We start from the raw sequence: 21,364 nt of genomic DNA, 5'->3' as shown, positions 1-21,364 counted from the left end.
CTTTTTTAACAACACCGTATGCTAACCAAAAACGCATACGGTGTTGTCGTTCATAAATTGAAAAAACCTGGATGTCTATTCATTGACAAAAAGCAATTATCGTTGGTATTATTAGCATAAAATGTGATAGTTACGACAAATCGTTGAAATAAAACTTCCAACGTCGATCAGGCAAGGAGGGATACCTGTGTCTGAATTTGAGCGCTCTAAAAAAAGCACCGAAGCGACATCGAGCGGAAAATCGAGTAAATCAGGTCAAGCGAGTAAACAGGTTGCCCAGACGCAGCAGGAGCACTTGAACGGGATATCGCAGTTGGCGCCAGTGACGCCAAATCAGGTGACACCATATCAGGTAACACAACAACAAATCCTTCAACTGCAGAGGACGATCGGAAACAGGGCCGTTTATCAATTGTTGACCCAAAGGCCGGTTCAAGCCGTCCAGGATTCTCCGGAGGAGCAAGAGGAAACGGCGCAAGGGAAGTTCGGTGAAGTGACACAGAAAAAAGAAGGGGAAGCGATACCTAACCATACGGGCTTGCCTGATCCACTGAAGGCAGGTGTGGAATCCTTAAGCGGGATCAGCATGGACGATGTAAGGGTCCATTATGATTCGGACAAACCGGCACAGTTGGGGGCCTTGGCCTATGCGCAGGGAACGGAGATCCATCTGGGTCCGGGGCAAGAGAAGCATCTGCCCCATGAGGCGTGGCATGTGGCCCAGCAGGCGCAAGGACGGGTCCAGCCGACTCGGCAGATGAAGGATGTGCCTGTGAATGATAATGAGGCCTTGGAGAATGAGGCCGATGTCATGGGGGCCAAGGCCATGCATGAAGGAGGTCAAACCAGGGACATCCCAGCGAAAAACAGTCTCGGGAGAGGCGATGTGGCGCAAGGCATCCTCTATGAATATGAAAGAGCAAAAGAACCGATGCAACAGAGCAGGCTTGAAGATATTATTAGAGATGGCAAAAACATGGTTTTGGAAAAGGATTTGCGAGATGCTTTTGCAGATCCCGACAAAAGTTACTACCTGGTCATTCACGGGTCAACGACAGGCAGGCACGGTTTTGGCGTGGAGGAAATTAGAGAGTTTATCCCTACCTCTTCTTTCAGTGTGAAAGGCAAGGGCGGTCTCGGCGTAGAACCAAACAGTTCCGATTTGGGATGGGGTTTCACAGGGAGACCGGCATGGTCGGAATACATCATGAAAGCGATAAAAACCATCAAAGGCCAGGAAAATATCCGACACATCATCCCCTATCACATGATACGAGACGCCTTCGAAAGCTACCTAAATGGGCTCGTCTCTGCGGTGACAAATGGTGATTTTTCGGGTGTGGTGAATGAATTGAAAAAAATCGCCAATGGTACGGGAACACCCCTATCGGCACAGACAGACGCGGATAAATTCATCATCGAACAATCCATGTTGATATTAACAAAGCTGAATAGCTCCCCAGGGAATTTATGGGCGGGGTCGGCAGAAGAAAATCAACGGCTCAACACATTGAGAATACGAATTGAGAACATCATTGAACAAATAAAAAGTCTTCCCAATCCGGCCGATGCGGGGCAAGTGGCTTTGCTCAAGTTGAATGAATCTCTTGCGGGGGCTGGCAGCACAATCTACAAAGAGCTGATTCAAGGGGTTATCAACTTGCTTCCGGATCCAGCGAAACCGGAATTCCAAAATTCAAATGTAATCATCAACGCGTTGCAGACGGCATGGCAGACCTGCGAAATTGATGCGATGCCATCAATGAAGGAAATCGAACGCATTCCGAGAAATGAGGATTTTTTTTCGAATTTCCCAAACCTCAGCGAAGTCTATCGTTTGCTTAAAAGCGGTGATTTCCCCAAAGCCGCAGTATTGCTGGCGACGTTAACGTCTCCTTATTAGTGTTCTCAAAGGGCTTACTTGGATCAAGAAAATGACACACCGGTCAGACGGCATCAAAGATCGCCTCGTTATGCGGCGCTCCCCCGAATCACAGAGGGTGAGGCCGCGTAGGGAGGCGATCTTTGTTTTGAAAAAGTAAAAGAGAAAGTACCAGTAATGCTCTTGACGAGAAACTCTCTCGAACACTATATTGGGATTGTGCGAATTAACACATTCGGAATGAATGCGAAGGGGCAACCGTCGACAACACCCTACCCATCATTCCAGCAACATAGGGAAAGAGAGTGATCGACCTTGCAGAACTCATCGGAGCGTTTGTACTTCATCGACAACCTGCGTGTATTCACCATTTTCCTCGTCATCGTGCTGCATGCGTCCCTGTGCTATATGGTCTATGCGCCGCAATGGTGGTATGTCGTCGATCCACAGCGCAGTTTTGTCTTTGACATCAATGTGCTGCTGATTGATATTTTCATCATGCCCACCATGTTTTTCGCCGCCGGATATTTTGCGACGCCCACATTGAGGAAGAAGGGAACGGGCGCCTTCTGGATCGATAAAGGATGGCGAATCCTTCTTCCTTGGGTGCTGGGATCGTTATGCTTGGCGCCGCTGATCGCCTACATGATCATCTTCAGTCGAACGGATACGCCGCCGAATTACATCGGATTTTGGTTCGGTGATTTTTGGGGGCCATACTTTCAACAAGCCCATTACTGGTTTCTCGGTGTCCTCACCCTTTTCTTCCTGGCATTTACGCTGGTCAACGGGTTGATCCCTCGGGTATTTCAAAAAGAGGCAAGGGCCACGCAGCCGTCCCGATGGTTGTTTCCGGCTTTTCTCATCATAACGACCGGCGCTTTTCTCGCCGGCAATCTCTTTTACTCCGCCGATGCCTGGGAGCACATCAGTTATCTCTTTGTCATTCAACCGGCCCGGATCGGCATTTATGCCGCTTATTTTGCGCTGGGGATATACAGTTGGCGTTGCGGCTGGTTTACCGCGTTCGGATATCGACCCAGACCGCTTGGCTGGAGCTTGGCCGCTGTGATCACAGCCATCGCCTATCTCGCCTATCGCATCGCCCACCCGGCGCCCACGGAACTGATCGTCAAACTCGGATGGGGCCTCCTTCAAAATGCCTTCTCCATGACCACATTTTTCGCCTTGCTCGCCCTCTTCCAGAGATATGTCAATCAGGGCGGGTACTGGTGGCGGCGATTCGGGGAAAATTCATACGGGATTTATTACATCCACAACCTCATCCTGCTCCCCACGGTGTACCTGTTGAGACCGACCGGGTTGCCTGTATTGCTGAAGTTTGTCATCGTTGTTCTCTTTACGATGCTCTTTGCCTTTGTGTTTCTGGAGTATATCGTGAAGGTCCCCCTGCGTTGGCGGAAGGGAACCATAAAATCTCCGGGGTATCCTTCGAACCAAAAATCCGATTGAGAATAACCATTTCCCTTGCATACTTCCTTTGGCCTATTAAAAAACGCAAGCCGCACCGTTTATAACGATGTCAGCTTGCGTTTTCTTTGCATGTTCCATTGCGGGAGTGGCAGGTTGCGGTACGGGATACCAAGAGCGGCTATTTTGGGGGAACGGCCCATGAGCGGGTGACAGATGGGCGATCATTTTTCACCGAGTGCTTGGGTAACCATATCGTCTAAGGCCGACCAGGAGTGAAAGTAATTCGCCCGTAAACCATCTTTCGCGTGTACCACCGCAGATGTTTTGCCGTCAAAGTCGGCGAGCGGTACGGCCGCAAAACAGCGCTCCTCGATATTGTAACCGATGATGACATCAACCTCTGTGGGTTTGTAGGGGATCTGTTTTCCTGTCTCGATGTCTGTGCATGAGGCGTCAATATTGTAAACCGGTGATGGCGATTTTTTGTATTCAGGGTCACGTTTCAGGTTCTTAACCTGGGCTTTGATGCAGACGCCCTTTTTCTCAACGATAAAAACGTACTTGGATGCGCCGGACAGGGGCTTGCTCACATTGAAGCCAGCTAATATTAAAAAACCGGCCACCATGACTTCTCGCGCATCGGCTAAGTTTTGATTGTTTGCCATGACAATCCCTCCAATAATAGGCTTCTTTCGTCTTTGATTCGAGGCAAAGGGATCATTTCCTTCAATCGGCCAAGGCCAATGTTATCTTTTCCCCACAGGAATCGACTGTGGCGGCTTGCGCTGCCGTTTGTTTACTCGATCGATGTGTACCCATGCCTACGGTTTGCCGAGGCGGCGAAGAAGCGAACAATGCCAAGATTAACTTGATTTAAGACTCAGCAGACTGGATAATAAACGTATGTAAAAACTTTTCAAGGGTTTTATCAAAATAATGGCAAGATACTTTCTGGAATTTAACTTGCTACATCACCTCATCATCAGGAGCACTAAATATGCACTTTTTACGAATGATGTTATGCGGGATTCTACTGACCTCTGCGGTATTTGCTGTTTTGTCCTCCATCTACACCTATGAGAAAAAGGATAACATCAAAAAGTATTTTTCCTATTTGAGCTTGTGCATCTCCTTTTACTCCCTTGGCTATGCCATGGAATTCTACAGCGACTCATTGGACCGGATGCTTTTTTGGAACCTTGTTCAGTATATAGGAATCCCCTTTTTGCCGGCCTTTTGGATTCTGTTTGCTTTCGAGTACAATGGTAAAAAATTAGATGTCCTATCAAGAATGGGCACATTGTTCATCCCGTGCCTAACCATGTTTTTTCGGTTTACAAGTAGCGTCAACCATCTCTATTATTCAAATGTCCAAATAGCCTTCAACAATTACTTCCCTGTTTTGTTCATACAAAAGGGCCCCTGGTATTGGGTGCAGTTCATCTTTGCGACTAGCTGCTTTGTCGTTGCGAACTATCTTTTTTTGCTTATGTATCGCAAGTCAAACGGATCCATTCGCCGGCAGACTTTGTTTTTGCTCATCGCTTCCCTACTCCCCTGGATTTCGCTCCTGTTGAACCTATTGAACCTATCGCCGCTGACGATCGATTATGGCCCTTTTGCGATCACGTCTTCGCTGATTATTTTTTTTATGTCCTTCTTCCGGTATCAGTTTTTAAATATCAAGCCTCTGGCCAGAGACAAAGTCTTTGACTCTACCGCCAACGGGCTCATTGTTCTTGATTTAAATTACTGCATCATCGATTATAATCCCGCGGCCACGTTGATTTTTGCCGATTTGAATGAAACGGCGATAGGGAAAGATGTGCGGAGGGCGCTCAATGAGTATGAGGGGCTCGTTGATTCTATCGTCCACAACCAGGAATCCCAATTCGTCATGAAACCGAAAGGGCATTATAAAGTAAATACGGTAAAAATAGTGGATAAGAACCATGAGATCGGTTATGTGGTCTCTTTAACGGATGTTACAAAGTATATGGACCTGGTGGAAGAATTGAATTATCTGGCGTCAAAAGATGCCTTAACTGGGGTCTTCAACAGGCGATATTTTGTTGAACTTGGTTCCTTGGAGTTGGAAAAATCCAAGCGGTATCGCCGTCCTCTTTCGTTGATTATTCTCGATCTCGATTACTTTAAGCAAATCAATGACAATTATGGGCATCAGGCCGGTGACGCCGTTTTGCAAGCGGTTGCGTCCATTTGTCGCTCCTCGCTTCGTTTGACCGATATCTTGGGTCGCTATGGCGGAGAGGAGTTCGTCATTCTTCTTCCAGAGACATCGCTGGACGAATGCCGCATGATTTCAAACCGGATATTGGACAATATTGCGGAAGCGGAAACGGTTTATGAAGGCAAAGAGATTACGGTCACGGCAAGTTTGGGCGTGACCGGCGTCGATTGTGTCACCGTTGAAAGCCTTGATTATTTTCTCAAATATGCCGATGAAGCCTTGTACCGGGCGAAGTCAGAGGGGAGAAATTGTGTTCGATCCCTTGCTTCGTAAGGTGCGTCTTCTGCGTGTTTCCTGAAAGAGAAAGCCAATGCCCGCCCTGGCAACAGGGGGACATTGGCTTTCTCTGTTGTTGCTGTTGTGTTCGCCGGTCCAGGGACAGAACAGGACAGGGGCAGGGATAGGGATAGAAGAGGGACAGGGGGAAAGGGGATCCCCTCCTGTCGATCGCGTCAACTCATCAGGATTTTGCGATCTGGAGCGCTTTGACGATGAGCGCGGCCGCTTCCGCCCGTGTCGCGTTCCCCTGGGGCTGGAAGGCGCCGTCGGGATAGCCGGAGATCAGGTTGTTTTTGACGGCGGTGTTGATCGAGTTCTTTGCCCAGGACGAGATCTTGCCGTCATCGGCGAACCTCGCCGGATCTGTCGCCGCCTGCAGTTTCGCCGCTTTTACGACCATCACCGCCATTTGCTCTCGCGTGATGGGTTCATCGGGCCCGAAGCAGTCGTTGTCATAACCGTTGAGGATGCCATCGGCGTTTGCTGTGGTCACAAAGGGATTGGCCCAGTGGTCTGCCGTATCGTTGAAGCTTTTGCCGCTCTTTTGTTGGAGGTGAAAGGCCTTGACGATGATGGCGGCAAACTCGGCCCGCGTGATCCGGTTGTCGGGACGGAAGTCGCCGTCGGGGTAACCGGAAATCGCCTTCTTCGCCAGCAACGCTTCAATGCTTTCCTTGGCCCAGTGGTTTGCGATGTCTGCGATCGCCCCACCCGGTGATTCAACTGCCGGGGCCGGTTTCACGGTGGTGGCAAGAACAGCAAACTTGGTGAAGTGATCCACTGCGACGGAAATGCGATCGCCATCGACGGTGCCGCCCACGGCAACCCATGTTTTTTCTTTTTCATCGTAATAGCAGATGGCGGGAGTCTGTTCCTTGCCGATCGCCGAGGGATCAAACTTCAACGTGATGATCACCGGTTTCTCGAATTTTCCTTCTGTGTCTTTTAAAAATTCGAAGATCGCACTGACCAGATTGTTGTCTGCAGGAATAAGAGAGGGAGCATCTACCTGGATAATGCGGATTTGGACTGTTTCCGCGACTGCGCCCGCAGGGATTTCGACGCCGGCCAGATCACCGTAGCTGACGGTGGCGGAAGCGTGACTGCTTACTGTCTTTGATGATTCAGATGCTGCCGTAGGGGATGGTGAACTTGAGTGACCGCCGCCGCCACCGCTTTTTGGAGAACGAGTCAGCGTCAACGTGTATGTTTTTTGGCTGATGCCATCCTGGGCGGTGACAACGATGGGGAGCACATTGTTGCCGATGTTCAAGGTCACCTCTTGACTGTATACGGCATTGCTCACCGTGAACCCGCTGACGGATGCGCAGGGATCGGACGGGGTCGCGCTGACGGTGAGTTGGGTCACCCCGTAGTCGACGCCGGTGGAGTAATTCGTTATGTTGGCGGCAAAGGCGGGGGAGAGCGTGCCGGCGCTGAGGGACAAGCTGGACAAATCGGCGTTTGTCGAAGGAAGGATCGTTACATGGACAGTGGCAATGTTGGAATCTGCCTGACCGTCGCTCGCTTGGAAGGTGAAGGCGTCCGTTCCGGTTGCGCCGGGATTGGCCGTATAGGTGTAAGCGTTAACGGCCCCGCCGGTTATGTGGACCGTTCCCTTGCTACCCTGAGCGACGATAGGATAGGTCAGCGGGTCGCCGTCGACGTCCGTCGCCGCCAGCATCCCTGAAGCCGCCGTCCCGGACGTGGTCGTAACCGTTCCGTCGGCGGCCACCGGGGCGTCGTTTACCGGTGCGATGACGAGGGAAAGGAGGAACGGGCCGGTCGTGTCGCTGCCGTCGCTCCCTTGCCAGGACAGGCTGGTGAGCCCGTACCAGTCATGGTCGGGGGTGAAAACGAGGTGATTCAAGTCGCTTTTGTAGACCCTGTCGGCAACGGTTACTGCGGAATCGTTCAGGCTGAGGACGCCATGGGCAGGCAGGGAAACCAATTGAATATGGTCAAGCAGATGGATATCGGCATTTCCATAGACAAAGTCGGTGACGGTAAAGGGCAGCGGGGTGTCTTCGAAGCCGCTCTTGACCTGACCGCTCACTTCGTTCGGCTCGACAACGTTGTTGACGGTGACGGTAAAGGATTTTTCCGAGGAGAGATTGGCAAGATCGGTCGCCCGGACGCGGATGTCATAGCTGTTCTTCGTCTCGTAATCAAATGGGGCGACGGTTTTCAGGAGATTGGTGTCAACGGAGAAACAGTGATTATCGCCGTAACCGCTGACAAGCTCATAAGTAAAGGTTACTGCGGAATCGCTGTCCGACTCGTCGGTGTCATCAGCTGAAAAAGCGCCGACCATGGCGTTCGGTGGTTGATTTTCATTGATGCTGTCGCTGGTTAAATGGATGTCCGTGGGCGCATGGCCTGTCCATTGCGCAAAGAGCCGCAGATTGGCGCTGCTTACGGTCAGTGTATCGCCAGCCCCATAATGGTCGCCCCGTCCATCGGCCTGGGTGTTCCAGCCGTCAAAGGTGTAGCCTCGCTTCACAAGAACTCCTGTATTGCCCAGCACGGTGGGTTGCTCTCCAGGCTGATAGATATGGCTGTCTGCCGGCGCGGAACCGCCGGAATTTGCGTTGCCGTCATAGTAGACGCGGTAACAGGGGACAGTGGTATAGCCATAACTGGAATAACCGCTGGCGTCGCTTGGATAGTAAACCTTAAAATCGGCATTGCAATTGGCGAAAGCGCCGGCGCCGGTGGACGGCGCATTCCCGGTGAACTTGACAGTGCTCAGCGCGGTGCAACCGGCAAAGGCATTGCTGCCGATGGAAGACAGGCGGCTGGGGAGGGTCACGCTCGGTAGACGGCTGCAATTTTTAAATGCATCCTTCCCAATGGTGGTTACGTTATCGGGAAGGGTTACATTCTTGAGATTGGTGCAACCGAAAAAAGTCGAATCGTCAATCACCGTTACACCGTTGGGAATGGTGATGCTGGTTAATCGACTGCATTTATAGAATGCGCCCCAACCAATGCGGGTCACACTGTCGGGGATGTCCACATTCGTGAGAAGAGGGCAGTTGTTAAAGGCATGAACGCCGATGGAGGTAATGCGGTTGGGAAGGGTCACACTCGTTAAGTTGGAGCAGTTTTCAAAGAGCATTTCGCCAATGGTGGTCACACTGTTGGGAAGGCTGATCGTCGCGAGATTGAAGCAGTTTACAAAAGCGGAATCGCCGATCGTCCTTAGGGAGCCAGGGAACGCCCACGTCGAGAGATGTCGGTTGCCCAAAAAGGCGCCGCCCTCAATGCTGGTCACGCCGTCAGGCACAGCAAAAGATGAACCGGTTTTCCCACAAGGGTAAGCGATTAGGCGTGTCTTCGAATGATCATAGAGAACTCCGTCATCTGTCGCAAAGGCCCCGTTTGCGCTGTCCACATTGAATGCGGTAAGGGCAAAGCAACAGCCAAAGGCGGATTCGCCAATCGACTCCACGTTCGCGGGGATCGTCACGTTTGCTAATTGATAATCGTAAGCAAAGGCATAGCTACCGATGCTCGTCAAGGTGCCCGGCAGGGTGACGCTCGTCAATGCGCCACAGCCGTAAAAGGCTAAATCACCGATGGCGGTCACTCCCTCAGGGATGCTCAAAGTCGTTATAGACGATTTGTTAATAAAGGCCTGAGAGCCGATGGCCACCACGGGATATTCATTCGTACTGTCTACAAATTTATCGGGGATGGCAATGGCGCCGCCTGAACCTGCATAGCGAGTGATGGTCGCCTTGTTATCGGTTGAAACGGTATAGGTGTAAGGTCCATCGTAGTGGTCATCCGCTTGAGACATGGTCGGATAGGTTTGAAAGAGCAGCAAGGTGAAAAGCAGGCTAAATAGTGTCTTGATGATGAGTCGTTTATGTCTGTCGATAGCGAGCAACGAAATCTCCCCATTTCCTTTTTAGTATCCAAAAAACTATCATATTTTATAATAATTCCCTTTATAGGAAAATAAAGTAATAACATAAATTACAACAACACAGAATTATTTCACTGTAACAAACGATTTCTCTTAGATATTTTACCAAATAATTAGCTAATTACAACTAATTAACTCATGCTTTTTCGAATTCATGTCATTTTGTTATATATATTGAAAATTAATGGGAATTTAACAGGGCAATAAAACAAACGGGAAGGCATGCCAATATTGCGGGCATGCCTTCGCTGACGTGATAAAAAAAGCAAAAAACCCGGAATCTACGTCATTAAGACGTTTTCCGGGTTTTTGCCCTGCCGTAATGCTCTTCCATTGCCGGTAAGGGGGAGGGAGCGATGGTCAGGCGAGGGGAAGATGCACATAAAAGGTCGTCCCCTGGGCACAGGTATCAAACTCGATTTTTCCGCCGTGCCGGTTGATGGTGTTGTAGGATAGGGCCAGACCGAGACCAGTGCCGTCGGCTTTGGTGGTAAAAAAGGGGGTTCCGATCCGGCCGATGTTTTCCGGAGCGATGCCGGGTCCGTTGTCCCTGATAGAGACGGTGACATGCCGGGGTTCCCGGTGGTCGGTTCGGACGTGGATAGTACCGCCGGCGGTCGTCACATCAAGGGCATTTTGCATAAGGTTGAGGAGCACCCGGCAGATTTCCTTTTTGTCGATGAGCACATCGGGCAGGGGATTCAGCTCCAACAGAACTTCTTTCTTGCTTTCATAGGCGTTGGCCTGAATGGAGGGAACGATGTTTTCGAGCAATCGATTGAGATTATGAGGTTGGCGGTTGGCGGGTTTGGTTTTTGACAGCGATAAAAAATCAGTGATGATCCCATTCGCCCGGTCAAGTTCCTCGATCATCAGATCAAAATGAACCTCGCTTTCCCGATGTTTCGTGCTGAGTACTTGGAGGAATCCGCGCACCGTCGTCATCGGGTTGCGGATCTCATGACCGATGCCGCCAGCCATCTGGCCGATCAGGTTCAGGCGCTCGAGGCGGTCTATTTCGTTGAGCAGCTTCTTCTGCTCCGAGATATCGCGGGAGTATATGAGCACGCCGTCTCGCGTCGGGTAGACCCGGATGCCGGACCAGCGTTCGAAAAATGGAGAGTAGGCCTCGAAACTGACTTGCCTTCGTTCGGCGATGGCGCGCCCATATTCCCGGTGAAAAATAGTGTCTTGGATATGCGGATACAAGGACCATATATTTTTCCCCAACAGTTCCGCGCGACGGTGACCGAAGGCTTTTTCCGCCTCATCATTCAAATAGGTGAACCGGCACTCTGAGTCGATGGCGAAACAGACATCGGTGATGCTCCCCAGTAAGTTGGAGAGGTTCTCGTTCGATTTTTCCAATTCCCTTTCCATGCGCTTTTTTTCCGTGATATCCCTTCCGACGCAGTACATGAATCCCCGGTCGAGTTGAGGGCTCAGCGACCAGGAGATCCAACGGTCGGCGCCGTCGGCGCAGGTATAGCGCACCTCCATGTTTTGCTTCGCCCCTTCTTGAAAAGCATGACAAAAAGATTGGATGGCTTTTTCACGGTAATTGGGGTGAATGAAGGGGATGAGCGATGCAGTGGTATTGAGAGAAACCGTATCTTCTGGAACCCCAAGGTAAAGGCGCAGTTTTCCGTTGTCTCCGATGATTGAACCATCGCGATTGACGATCAGGAACATATCTGTGGAAAGGGAAAAGAAATTGGTGCTCATCTCAAAGGCATCGATTTGCCCTTGGCGAAGGGGGCTGGGAAGTCGATGTTTGATCCGTCTTTTTTTGACCATCCGATTCTCCTCGTCTCTTGATCTTGTTCTTTACAGTAATGATAATGCAGAGATAGGGGTTATTTTGTCGAAAATCGTCGCATAAATATCAGTATTGTTATTATTGATGACGTTACAGTCGGCCTCTATAGAGAAGGGCTCTCTTCCAGGCCTCAAAGGGATGACGGGAACGGCCTGTCCAGTAGATTACTGACAAGGAAGATGCACATAGAAGGTTGTCCCGCGGGACCCTGTATCCAACTCGATCTTTCCGCCATGCCGGTTGATGATGTTGTACGAAACGGCAAGGCCCAGCCCCGTGCCCTCGGCTTTGGTCGTAAAAAAGGGGGTTCCCAGCCGCCCCACCGTGTCCGGGTGAATCCCCGGTCCGCTGTCCGTAACGGCGAAGGTGACATAGTGGGGTTCGCGAAGCAGCGTTCGGACGATCACCTTGCCCCCAGCGGCGGTTGCGTCGAGGGCGTTTTGAACCAGGTTGAGCAGCACCTGGCGGATCTCTTTTTCATCGATGAGCGCGTCTGGCAAGGGCGTCAGATCGAGGATGACCTCTTTGTCATTGCGGAAGGCATGGGCCTGGATCATGGGGAAGATGGCGTCGATGATCCGGTTTAAATTTTGGGGTCCCAGGTTTTCCGGTTTCGTTTTGGAAAGGGATAAAAACTCGGTGATGATGGTGTTGGCCCGGTCGAGTTCAGAAATCATCAGGTCATAGTGGGCTTTGCTGTCGGGGTGTTTTGTTTCAAGGAGCTGCAGAAACCCGCGCACCGTGGTCAGGGGGTTGCGAATCTCGTGGCCGATGCCGCTCGCCATTTGTCCGATCAGGTGTAAGCGGTCCAAGCGCGCCATCTCAAGGAACATCTCTTTTTGTTCGGTAATGTCCCGTGCATACACCAGCAGTCCATCGCGGGTCGGGTAAAGGCGGATACCGTACCAGCGCTTAAAAAAAGGAGCGTATTCCTCCAGGCTGATGGGTCTTCGTTCAGTGACGGCACGGTGGTATTCCCGGTATAAATGGCTGTCGACGGCAGTGGGGATCAAGTCGACAATTCGTTTGCCTAATATATCCGACCGGGGTCTTCCGAAAGTCCGTTCTGTTTCGTCGTTTAAATAGGTGAGCCGGCACTCGCGATCGATAGAAAAACACAGATCGGTGATGCTTGACAGCAGGTTGCTCAATTGTTCATTTGATTTTTCCAATTCACTTTCCACGTGTTTTCTGTCGGTGATGTTCCGTCCAACGCAGTACATGCATCCACGCTCGACTTGAAGGCTCAGTGACCATGAGATCCAACGTTGAACGCCGTCGGCGCAGATAAAGCAAATCTCCACCTCTGACATGGTTTCTCCACGGAAGGAACGCAAAAAGATTTCCCGGGACTTTTTCAAGTCGTCAGGGTGGATAAAAGGGGCGAGGGATGATAAGTTTTCAAAAGCGCTATGCCGATCAGCGACACCGAGGAACCGGCAAAGTTTCCCGTTGTCACGGAGGATGGCGCCGTCGCGAGTGATGATGAGGAAGATATCTGTCGAGAGGGAAAAAAAGCTGGTGAGGATTTCTTCGCTGCGGAAGCGCTCCGTCCGGTCGATGAGCGTCAAAAAAAGGCGTTCCACATCCCCCTTTTTGTTGAGAAGCGGCGTCAATGTCCAATCCCAGTAGGTGTGGCCCCGTTCCGGATGCCTATCATAGACAAAGGGGCGCGCAAAGGTGATGAAAACTTCCTTGGTGGCGACGACTTGCTCGAATATCTTTTTTGCATCCGATGGATACAGGTCAAAATGGTTTTTGCCGGGGAAGAAAGACACGTCTTTTCCATCGGCTCGCGCGTAGGCCTCATTGACGCGGATAAAGTTGAACTCGCGATCCAGCAACGCATACAGGATGTGCGGGTTATGCAGCCAAGCGAAAGGCAGCATTTCCGATGTCTTTTGTCCAGCGCAAAAAATACAACCGATTCGTCTCTTCACCCGTCTCTTTTTGACCATCAGACTTCCCCTCACGCGATTGCAATACCTTAAACAATATGATAATAGAGATAGGGCTACATAATTTGTCGAAATGCGTTGCAACCGGAATTATATTCAATTTCATTGTGAGTGAAAAGGTGTCAGGCATACGCAGAGGTAGACATAGATGAGAAAAGCCCCGCAGACGCTTCGGTGATCGAACGAAGCGAGCGAGGCTTTCCGTCATTTCTTCAGCAGCACTTCCAAGAAGGCCTGCATGTATTGGGGCAGATCGGGCGGGCGACGGCTCGATACAAGGTTTCCGTCGATGACAGCTGGTTCGTCCAGCCAGGTGGCGCCGGCATTTTCCATATCATCACGGATGCCGGGCGTGCTGGTGACCTGTCTGCCTTGCAGGATCTTGGCCGAGATCAACACCCATCCGGCATGGCAGATCTGGCCAATCGGTTTTTTCTGCCCATCCATGCGGCGGACCAGTTCGAGGACGGTCGGAAAGCGGCGGAGTTTGTCGGGAGCCCACCCGCCGGGCACGAGCAGGGCGTCATAATCGTCGGGGTTCGCTTCAAGAAAGGAGAGGTCCGACAGGGCCGGTACGCCATACTTGCCGATGTACTTCTCGCCGGCTTTTTCCCCGGCCAAGTGGACAGTGACACCGGCTTCACGCAGGCGCAGCACCGGATACCAGAGTTCCAGGTCTTCAAAATCGTGGTCGATCAGTTGCAGGGCCTTCAATGTTCGCTGATTCACAGGAATCCTCCTCCATGCGTGTAATGGGCATCGGGATGCCCGTGATCAGATTGTAATTGAAATCACATTCATAAAAAAGATGGTAAAAGCCCCGTAACCATCAATCGAGCCGGATTGCGGGGCCTACTTTACATATTGGGGTGATGGCGTTGTCTATGCTGTGGGTTCGCCGCCCTTAGCATCGGCCGTTTCCGGTTCTTCCTGAGTCGCCTTTATATCGGTCAGGAGCTTCTTCACGTCCTGGTAGCGGTCAGAGGCCTGGCGATTCAAGGTGGGGTTGCCGCCTCGATTGGCGATGCCGCCACGGAAGAATTTCAAGGCTTCTTCGTAATCTTCGTTTCGCATGGAAAGTTCGCCCAACAGGATGGATAAGCGCTGGTCCTGATCGATGGATGTGCTTCGATTGGTGCCGTAGTAGCTTTGACGGAAAAACTCCAGCGCCTTCAGGGCCGTGAAATGAGACATGTCCTGATCGCCCACGTCGTCATAGAGCCAGGAGATGCGCAGCCACACCTTGGCGATTCGAGATGGATCGGGCATGCCCGACTGGAGGAAGAAGAGTGTTAGGTAGTAGGCGGTAAAGACCTGATCGACTGTCCGGGGGTGGCTGTACTGGAATGGGAGACGCGGGAAAGAGAGACGGGCGGGTTTTGTTCGGAATTGCTTCTTGACGATCTCTGACAACTGTGTGTATTCAAAATTAAAGTTGGCGTAGTAGCAGTTGGGGCAGACCCAGATCATGTACCAGAGAGGTTCAAAATCGTGAAAATGCTGGCGGAAATCAGCATCGACGCTTTTTAGTTTCTGCTTCGATGAACGGATGGCCTTGATGTCGAAGTTGTGGTTGCAGATGGGGCAGGCCGTTTTTTTGTCGAAGAGATAAGCCTCATCGGCGACGGTGGTGGAAGCGCCGTATTGGCGGTGGCCTTCAGGGAACAAGCCCGAAGTGGCGAGCGCTGGAGGGAGTGGGGCGCCGGCAGAGGCGGCGGACTTGGCGGCAGGAATCGCAGCGCGGGGATCCGGCGGAGCGGTGCCGGCAGCGGGGGCGCCAGCGCCAGTGCCAGTTACAATCCCAGTGCCGGTGGCGGACGTCGTGACGGCGGTCTTCGCGCCCTGCCCCGCAGCCGTGCTGGCGGCCGGGTGCGCCTTGACCGCAGCAACGGCGTTTCCAGATGGCGACGAGGGCGACGGGATCGACGGTGCCGGGGCCGGTGATGGAGCGGGCGATGAAGGGGTTGCCAGATGGGGTCGCCGGCCTTGCTTGAGGCGGCGCAATTCTTCGTTCAGTTGCCGGATGCGGCCGCTCATTCCCTTCATGATTTTGAAGACAAGCTGTGGCTGGCGAGAGAAGATGGATTCAAAGTTGCCCTGATTGATCTCGAGGAGGATCACTTTTTCCAGGGCGCGAACGGAAGCGCTGCGGGGCAGTTCTTCCAAGAGCGACATTTCGCCAAAAAAGTCTCCCGGCCCCAAGGTGGCGACAGCGATAGGGAAGCCGTCGACGGAGTGGATAAACACCTCCACCTGACCGGTGAGGACGATATACATCTCCTTCCCCGGTTCACCTTCCTGAAAGATCACATCGTCGGCCACGAACTCGCGCAGGTGTCCGGACTGGGCCAACTGGCCGATGCCTATCAAACGAGTTACCTCCCCTATGGCTGATTCGGGGATACTATCCATTGGAAACTATGGGACTGAAGTCCTGAAAGTGACCAACTACTTCTTCAACAGAGGAACACAATCCTGCTGAAAAAGAAAAATTACGATGAATGCCCTCGCCGAGTTCCCAGCCAGGAAGGCTATGGTTGCCCGTCGGATTGTCGTATAATGAAAAATAGGGGTATCAATTCACGAAAGGGGTCCTATCGATGCATGTTTTAGACGCCCTCCGGCAACGCCGGGCTGTGCGCGCATACAATAACGAGCCGGTACCGGCGGAAGAAAGGGAGCGGCTGCCCGGGTCAGCCATCACCTCCGGTGAACGGTGCGGGCACCCCTTTGCCGGCGGTGGGAAGGAATGAAGTTTCTCCCTTTGGGCCATTCGGCTGCCGTTGAAACATGGTATCTGCCGGGACGGGTGAACATCGGCGCCATCGTCTGTGATGGCGAGGCGGTCATCGTCGACACGGGACTGGAAGCGCAGGCAGGGAAGCGGGTCTGCCGGCTGGCGAAGGAGGCGGGCTGGCGGATTGTCGCCATCATCAACACCCATACCCATGCCGATCACATCGGCGGCAACAGCGCCATCGTGGAACAGTTCGGCTGCCCCGTCTATGCGCCCGATCTGGAGCGGGACTTTGTCAAGCACCCCATCTTCATGGCCTACTTCCTCATCGGCGGTGTCGCCCCCTGGCGGGAGATGAATAACAAGTTTCTTGTGGCGCCTGCCTCTGCCGTCGCCGCCGGCCTGCTGCCCGGCCCCTTTCCCTGGCCGGGGCGAGCGGACGCTCCCGAACTGACCCTGATCGACCTGTCCGGCCATACGGGCGGGCAAATCGGCGTGGCCTGCGGCGATGTCCTCTATGCGGGCGACGCCTTTATCGGCCCGGACGTGCTGCAACTGCATGGAATCCCATTTAACGTGGACATCGATCTCTATCGGGCCTCCCTGTCGCGTATCGCCCAGTCTACCTATGTTACGGTGCTCCCCTGTCATGGCGTTCCCCTGGAGCGACCGGCCCTTGAGGAGGTCCTCGGGATCAACGAACAACAGGTGATGGCGTTGGTTGATGATGTGTACGCCCTGTTGGAGGAACCTTGCGAGGTGGAAACGCTGGTGGCCCGCCTGTGCCCCCGTGTCGGCAAAGAGGTTGCCTCTGTCGGCAGCTATTTCCTCTACCGTTCCTCCGTTCAAGCCTATCTCACCTATCTGCACCAACAAGGCAAGGTGGAGACGAAGATCTGCCACAACCGGCTCTATTGGCAACGGAGCGGACAGCGGATGTCCCGGTAGTTACGAAAGTCAGCAGGAACAATTCCCTCCCAACGACAGATCGAACAACGGTTTTTTTTCACAATCTAGAAGGATAAGCGATGAAAAAAAAGAAAGATATACTCACTACATCCCGGGAGGGATCTTAATGAAGATTTTGGTTGTCGATGATTCGATTGTCTACCGCACGCAAATCGTCAAATTTCTGCGTGCCAGTCTCCCTGAGGCCGAATTCGTCACCGCCGGAGACGGTGTGGCCGGTCTGGCCAAATATTTGGAGGAAAAACCGGATGTAACCCTCCTTGACCTGCTTATGCCGGGCATGAACGGGCAAGAGGTATTGAAAAAGATCAAAGAGGCGAATCCCGAGGCGCGCGTGATTGTGTTAACGGCCGACATCCAGAAGTTTATTGAGGCTGAAGTCCGGGAATTGGGCGCGTGGACTTTTTTACACAAGCCGATCACCCGCGAAAAGGCGGAACAGGTAGCCCAATTGATCAAGGGGGCATGACCCATGTTATCGCCGCTTCAACAAGACGCGCTCAAAGAATTTATGAATATCACGATCGGGCAGGCGGGCAATGTCCTCTCCGAGATGGTGAACCAAAAGGTGCGCTTGGAAGTTCCTGAAGTCTATCTCTTGCAAAAACTGGAAAGTTCTGAGGCGGGAGAACGGCTCTCGGGATACCTGACCGGCCATGTGGTGTCCTCCGTGTTGCGCTTTGAGATCGGCTGCAACGGTGTGGCGCGGTTGGTCTTTCCGAGAGATAAGGGAAAGTTGCTCGTCAACCTCCTCCTTGACGATGAACCCCTGTACAGCGGGGAAAACGGTGAAAACGGCTTTTCGGAGACCGATACGGACGCGATGAAGGAAGTCGGCAATGTGCTGCTCAACGTGATCGTAGGCAGCCTGGGGAACCTTCTGGAGACGCGCATCGAGTACTCCCTGCCGGAGGTGGAGTTCCTGTATCTCTGCGACGGCGAGCAGCGCCCCGACCTTTGCGATGGCTATTATACCCTGGTCATTCGCAACACCTTCGTTGTCAGCGATACCCGCATCGAAGGGGCCATTTTCGTCATGCTCTGTCTAGATTCAGCCGTTCAACTGCTCGGGAAAATTGATGAATTGCTGGTGGAATTGTATGGCTGAAGAGTTGAGTCGACAGGCGGGCGATCCGGTTGCCGGACAAATCGCGGAGCAAATGATGGAGTTGCAAGCCCATGCCCTGGCGAACGCCGACATGGGCATTGCCGTTCTTGACGAAGAGTACCGGATCCTTGTTTGGAACGTCTGGCTCGAACGGTTGACGGGAAAAAAAGCCGGCGAGGTGCAAGGGAAGAAGCTGGCCGAACTGTTCCCGCGTTTCAACCACAATGTCTTTCGCCCTATTTTTGAGCGCGCTTTTTTTGACGGTCAAAACCGTTTTTTTTCGGGCGCCTTTCACCAGTATTTTATTCCCCCGGCTGACGCGTCGCTTTTGCCGTACATACGCCAGAATATGCAGGTTCAGCCGGCCTGCATCGGCGATCGGAAGTATGTGCTGATCCAGATCACCGATATCACCCGTCAGGAGTTGCGCGTTCACCAGTTGAAAGGGCTCATCCGGGAACTGAAGCTGGCCAAGGAGGAGTTGAAGGTGTCCCGGGAGATGGCCATTGTGGCCAACCGGGCGAAATCGGAGTTCTTGGCCAACATGTCTCATGAGATCCGCACGCCGATGAATGCCATCTTGGGTTTTGTCGATCTGACTCTGGCGACGGAATTGAACGCCGAACAGTTGAAGTATCTGGGCATGGTGAAATCAGCGGCCCAGTCGTTGATGCGGCTCCTGGAGGATGTTCTGGATATCTCCAAGATCGAATCGGGGCAACTGGCGGTTGAGAACCGGCCCTTTTCGCTCAGCGCTGTGTTGCGGAGCGCTGTCGATCTGCTTTCGGTCAAAGCCAGTGACAAAGCGCTCGAATTAAAGTGCCAAATCCCGGAGGGAGCGCCGGAAACCCTGATGGGTGACGCCAACCGGCTGACTCAGGTTCTGGTAAACCTCTTGAGCAACGCCGTCAAGTTTACCGATTCCGGGGAAATCACGCTGGGGTTGGATGTGCTGGAGCAGAATCAGTGCGGCCATTCGTTGCGCTTTTTTGTCCGTGATACGGGGATCGGCATCCATCCTGATCGATTGGAAGCGGTATTTGAGAAGTTTTATCAGGTTGACAGCTCGTCGACGCGACGTTTTGGCGGGAGCGGCCTGGGCTTGGCGATCGTGCGCCAACTGGTGGAAAATATGGGCGGGCGCGTATGGGTGGAAAGCGATTTGGGACAGGGGAGCACCTTTTTTGTGACCTTGCCCTTCGGCGTTGCGGCGCAGCAGCCCGATCTGTTCAGCGGAGATGCCCTTGGGGGAGAGAAGGAAGCGGTTGCCGAAAGCCGGGACGAACCAAGAAGCGTTCATATCCTCCTGGTCGATGATGATGTCTTTAACCGGACGATCATCGGCGCCTGGATTCGCCGCTGGGGCTATACGCTCCGTGAGGCGGCCAACGGCAGGGAGGCGCTGGCGGCCCTGGCGGAGGAAAGTTTCGACTTGGTGTTGATGGACGAGCAGATGCCCGAGATGAGCGGGAGCGAAACGGTGGCCCGGATTCGGGCCGATCACCGTTGGAAGAACCTGCCGGTCATCGCTGTCACCGCCAACGCCATGAAAGGCGATCGGGAGCGCTTTTTGGCGGCCGGGATGAATGATTACCTGTCCAAACCCTTTACCTCTGCAAATCTGCTGCAAACGGTCAAACTATGGGCGTTCCGGGAGAGGGAGGGGGGATAACCCCATCATGGCTGACGGGTTGTATGAACTGCAGCAGTTCATTTCGGCGCGAACGGGATGGCGCTTTGACCAGTCTCGCCGGGACAACCTGTTGCAGGCGCTGGAAAGGCGGATGGATGCCACGGCGATCGCCGATTACGGCGCCTACCGCCGGCTGCTTATGGATGAGGGACCCGTGAGTCAAGAGGAGTGGCGGCAACTGATCGGCGTCATCACGGTGGGGGAGACCTTTTTCTTCCGGGACCGCGGTCAGTTCGCCCTGCTCCGCGAGCGGATCCTGCCTTCGCTGTTGGCGAAGGGGACGGAAAAGAAGACGTTGCGCCTGTGGAGCGCCGGTTGTTCCACCGGGGAAGAGGCCTATTCCCTGGCCATACTCGTCGATACAATGATTGGGGGCGCGCCGGGGTGGACGATCGACATCATCGGCACGGACATCAACGAAGAAGCGCTGACCATTGCCCGCGCCGGCCGTTACAGCGAATGGGCCTTGCGCGCCACCGGGCCGGAACTGCGCAACGGCTACTTTCATATGGTCGACCCGGGACGCCGGCGACGCAGCGGGGCCATCTGGGAGGTGGCGCCTTCCATCCGTTCGGTCGTCTCCTTTTACCGGTTGAACCTGCTTGATGGTCTGTTGCCGGAGCGGTTCACGCCTGCCCTGTCGACAGACTTGATCATCTGCCGCAATGTCTTCATCTATTTTCAAACTGAAGCGATTCGACGGGTTCTTACCGCTTTTTTTCGTTGCCTCAATCCCGGCGGTTTTTTACTGACCGGTCATGGTGAACTGTTGGCCCTGGAAACAGGGCCGGAAGGAATCCCCTTCGATTCGAAGGTTTTCCCGGAGGGCCATATCTGGCAAAAGCCGGTCAGCCCTAGGCCCGCCGGGTATCGATCGACTTTCTCGGCGGTACCGAGGCCTGTGGCCCCGCAGTCGTTGCCGCCGCAGCCATTATTGACTCCACGATTTCCAAAACAGCGAGCGGCCAGCCAGCCGCCTCTTCAACCACCGGCGACTCCGGCCTCAAAGGCGCGAACGCCGGACTTGACCGATCTTGATGCGAGCATGGACAGAGCCCGCGATTTTGCGGACCGGCGTGAGTTTGCCAAGGCGGAAGAGTGCTGCCGGACGGTAATCGCTGCCGATGCCCTCTATCCCGAGGTGTATTACCTGCTTGGATTGATCCGTCTCGAACAGGGCGATTGCCAGGCCGCCCACGATTTTTTGCAAAAGGCGCTTTTCCTGGCGCCTGACCATGGCGCGGCTCAGACGGAAATGAACCATGTCCGGTTGCTGTTAAAGGAGAATGAACGATGATGG

At 53.2% G+C, this 21,364-nt stretch carries 15 protein-coding genes; 9 read left to right on the top strand and 6 right to left on the bottom strand.

Annotation, left to right across the window (positions count from 1 at the left end):
• The first annotated feature begins 187 nt into the window (after window positions 1-187).
• Both GTO89_RS13175 and GTO89_RS13170 read left to right on the top strand, forming a co-directional pair.
• Window positions 188-1,903 carry an eCIS core domain-containing protein gene (locus GTO89_RS13175; protein ID WP_328793917.1) on the top strand — a complete coding sequence of 572 codons (1,716 nt, stop codon included), beginning with the start codon at window positions 188-190 and terminating at the stop codon, window positions 1,901-1,903.
• Between the two features lie 294 nt (window positions 1,904-2,197).
• Complete coding sequence (locus GTO89_RS13170) at window positions 2,198-3,355, top strand: acyltransferase family protein (RefSeq protein ID WP_161262548.1); 1,158 nt, start codon at window positions 2,198-2,200, stop codon at window positions 3,353-3,355.
• Window positions 3,356-3,537: 182 nt separating this feature from the next.
• Here GTO89_RS13170 and GTO89_RS13165 read toward each other — a convergent pair whose 3' ends face one another.
• Window positions 3,538-3,981: a group I intron-associated PD-(D/E)XK endonuclease gene (locus GTO89_RS13165; RefSeq protein ID WP_161262547.1), complete on the bottom strand. Its 444-nt coding sequence runs from the start codon at window positions 3,979-3,981 to the stop codon at window positions 3,538-3,540.
• Window positions 3,982-4,313: 332 nt separating this feature from the next.
• Here GTO89_RS13165 and GTO89_RS13160 point away from each other — a divergent pair, with 332 nt between their 5' ends.
• Window positions 4,314-5,840, top strand: a complete 1,527-nt coding sequence (locus GTO89_RS13160) for a histidine kinase N-terminal 7TM domain-containing diguanylate cyclase (protein ID WP_161262546.1) — start codon at window positions 4,314-4,316, stop codon at window positions 5,838-5,840.
• A gap of 187 nt (window positions 5,841-6,027) precedes the next feature.
• Here the strand turns inward: GTO89_RS13160 and GTO89_RS13155 are convergent, their stop codons facing one another.
• The 5 genes from GTO89_RS13155 to GTO89_RS13135 form a co-directional block, all read right to left on the bottom strand.
• Window positions 6,028-9,741, bottom strand: a complete 3,714-nt coding sequence (locus GTO89_RS13155) for a leucine-rich repeat protein (RefSeq protein ID WP_161262545.1) — start codon at window positions 9,739-9,741, stop codon at window positions 6,028-6,030.
• Between the two features lie 399 nt (window positions 9,742-10,140).
• Window positions 10,141-11,577 (bottom strand): PAS domain-containing sensor histidine kinase, encoded by a 1,437-nt coding sequence (locus GTO89_RS13150; RefSeq protein WP_161262544.1) that lies wholly within the window; start codon window positions 11,575-11,577, stop codon window positions 10,141-10,143.
• Window positions 11,578-11,763: 186 nt separating this feature from the next.
• Window positions 11,764-13,557, bottom strand: a complete 1,794-nt coding sequence (locus GTO89_RS13145) for a PAS domain-containing protein (RefSeq protein ID WP_161262543.1) — start codon at window positions 13,555-13,557, stop codon at window positions 11,764-11,766.
• A gap of 204 nt (window positions 13,558-13,761) precedes the next feature.
• Entirely contained in the window at window positions 13,762-14,286 is a 525-nt protein-coding gene (locus GTO89_RS13140; protein ID WP_204758237.1) for a type 1 glutamine amidotransferase domain-containing protein, read from the bottom strand.
• A 153-nt stretch (window positions 14,287-14,439) separates the two neighbouring features.
• On the bottom strand, window positions 14,440-15,927 hold the full coding sequence (locus tag GTO89_RS13135) for a DUF2225 domain-containing protein (RefSeq protein WP_161262542.1): 1,488 nt from the start codon (window positions 15,925-15,927) through the stop codon (window positions 14,440-14,442).
• 230 nt (window positions 15,928-16,157) lie between these two features.
• On the opposite strand from GTO89_RS13135, the gene GTO89_RS13130 reads away from it, so the two are divergent.
• From GTO89_RS13130 to GTO89_RS13105, 6 genes are all read left to right on the top strand, one after another.
• On the top strand, window positions 16,158-16,310 hold the full coding sequence (locus GTO89_RS13130; RefSeq protein ID WP_161262541.1) for a hypothetical protein: 153 nt from the start codon (window positions 16,158-16,160) through the stop codon (window positions 16,308-16,310).
• On the top strand, window positions 16,307-17,242 hold the full coding sequence (locus tag GTO89_RS13125; protein WP_161262540.1) for an MBL fold metallo-hydrolase: 936 nt from the start codon (window positions 16,307-16,309) through the stop codon (window positions 17,240-17,242). Before GTO89_RS13130 ends, GTO89_RS13125 begins: the two co-directional genes overlap by 4 nt.
• Before the next feature lie 127 nt (window positions 17,243-17,369).
• Window positions 17,370-17,732, top strand: a complete 363-nt coding sequence (locus GTO89_RS13120) for a response regulator transcription factor (protein ID WP_161262539.1) — start codon at window positions 17,370-17,372, stop codon at window positions 17,730-17,732.
• Between the two features lie 3 nt (window positions 17,733-17,735).
• Window positions 17,736-18,371: a chemotaxis protein CheC gene (locus GTO89_RS13115; protein ID WP_161262538.1), complete on the top strand. Its 636-nt coding sequence runs from the start codon at window positions 17,736-17,738 to the stop codon at window positions 18,369-18,371.
• Window positions 18,364-20,043: an ATP-binding protein gene (locus GTO89_RS13110; protein WP_161262537.1), complete on the top strand. Its 1,680-nt coding sequence runs from the start codon at window positions 18,364-18,366 to the stop codon at window positions 20,041-20,043. Before GTO89_RS13115 ends, GTO89_RS13110 begins: the two co-directional genes overlap by 8 nt.
• A 7-nt stretch (window positions 20,044-20,050) precedes the next feature.
• On the top strand, window positions 20,051-21,361 hold the full coding sequence (locus tag GTO89_RS13105) for a CheR family methyltransferase (protein WP_161262536.1): 1,311 nt from the start codon (window positions 20,051-20,053) through the stop codon (window positions 21,359-21,361).
• Window positions 21,362-21,364: the final 3 nt, after the last annotated feature.

Source organism: Heliomicrobium gestii (assembly GCF_009877435.1).
GTDB classification, from domain to species: domain Bacteria; phylum Bacillota; class Desulfitobacteriia; order Heliobacteriales; family Heliobacteriaceae; genus Heliomicrobium; species Heliomicrobium gestii.
The sequence above is the reverse complement of the archived record's forward strand: the minus strand, read 5'-3'. Positions and strand labels throughout refer to the sequence as shown.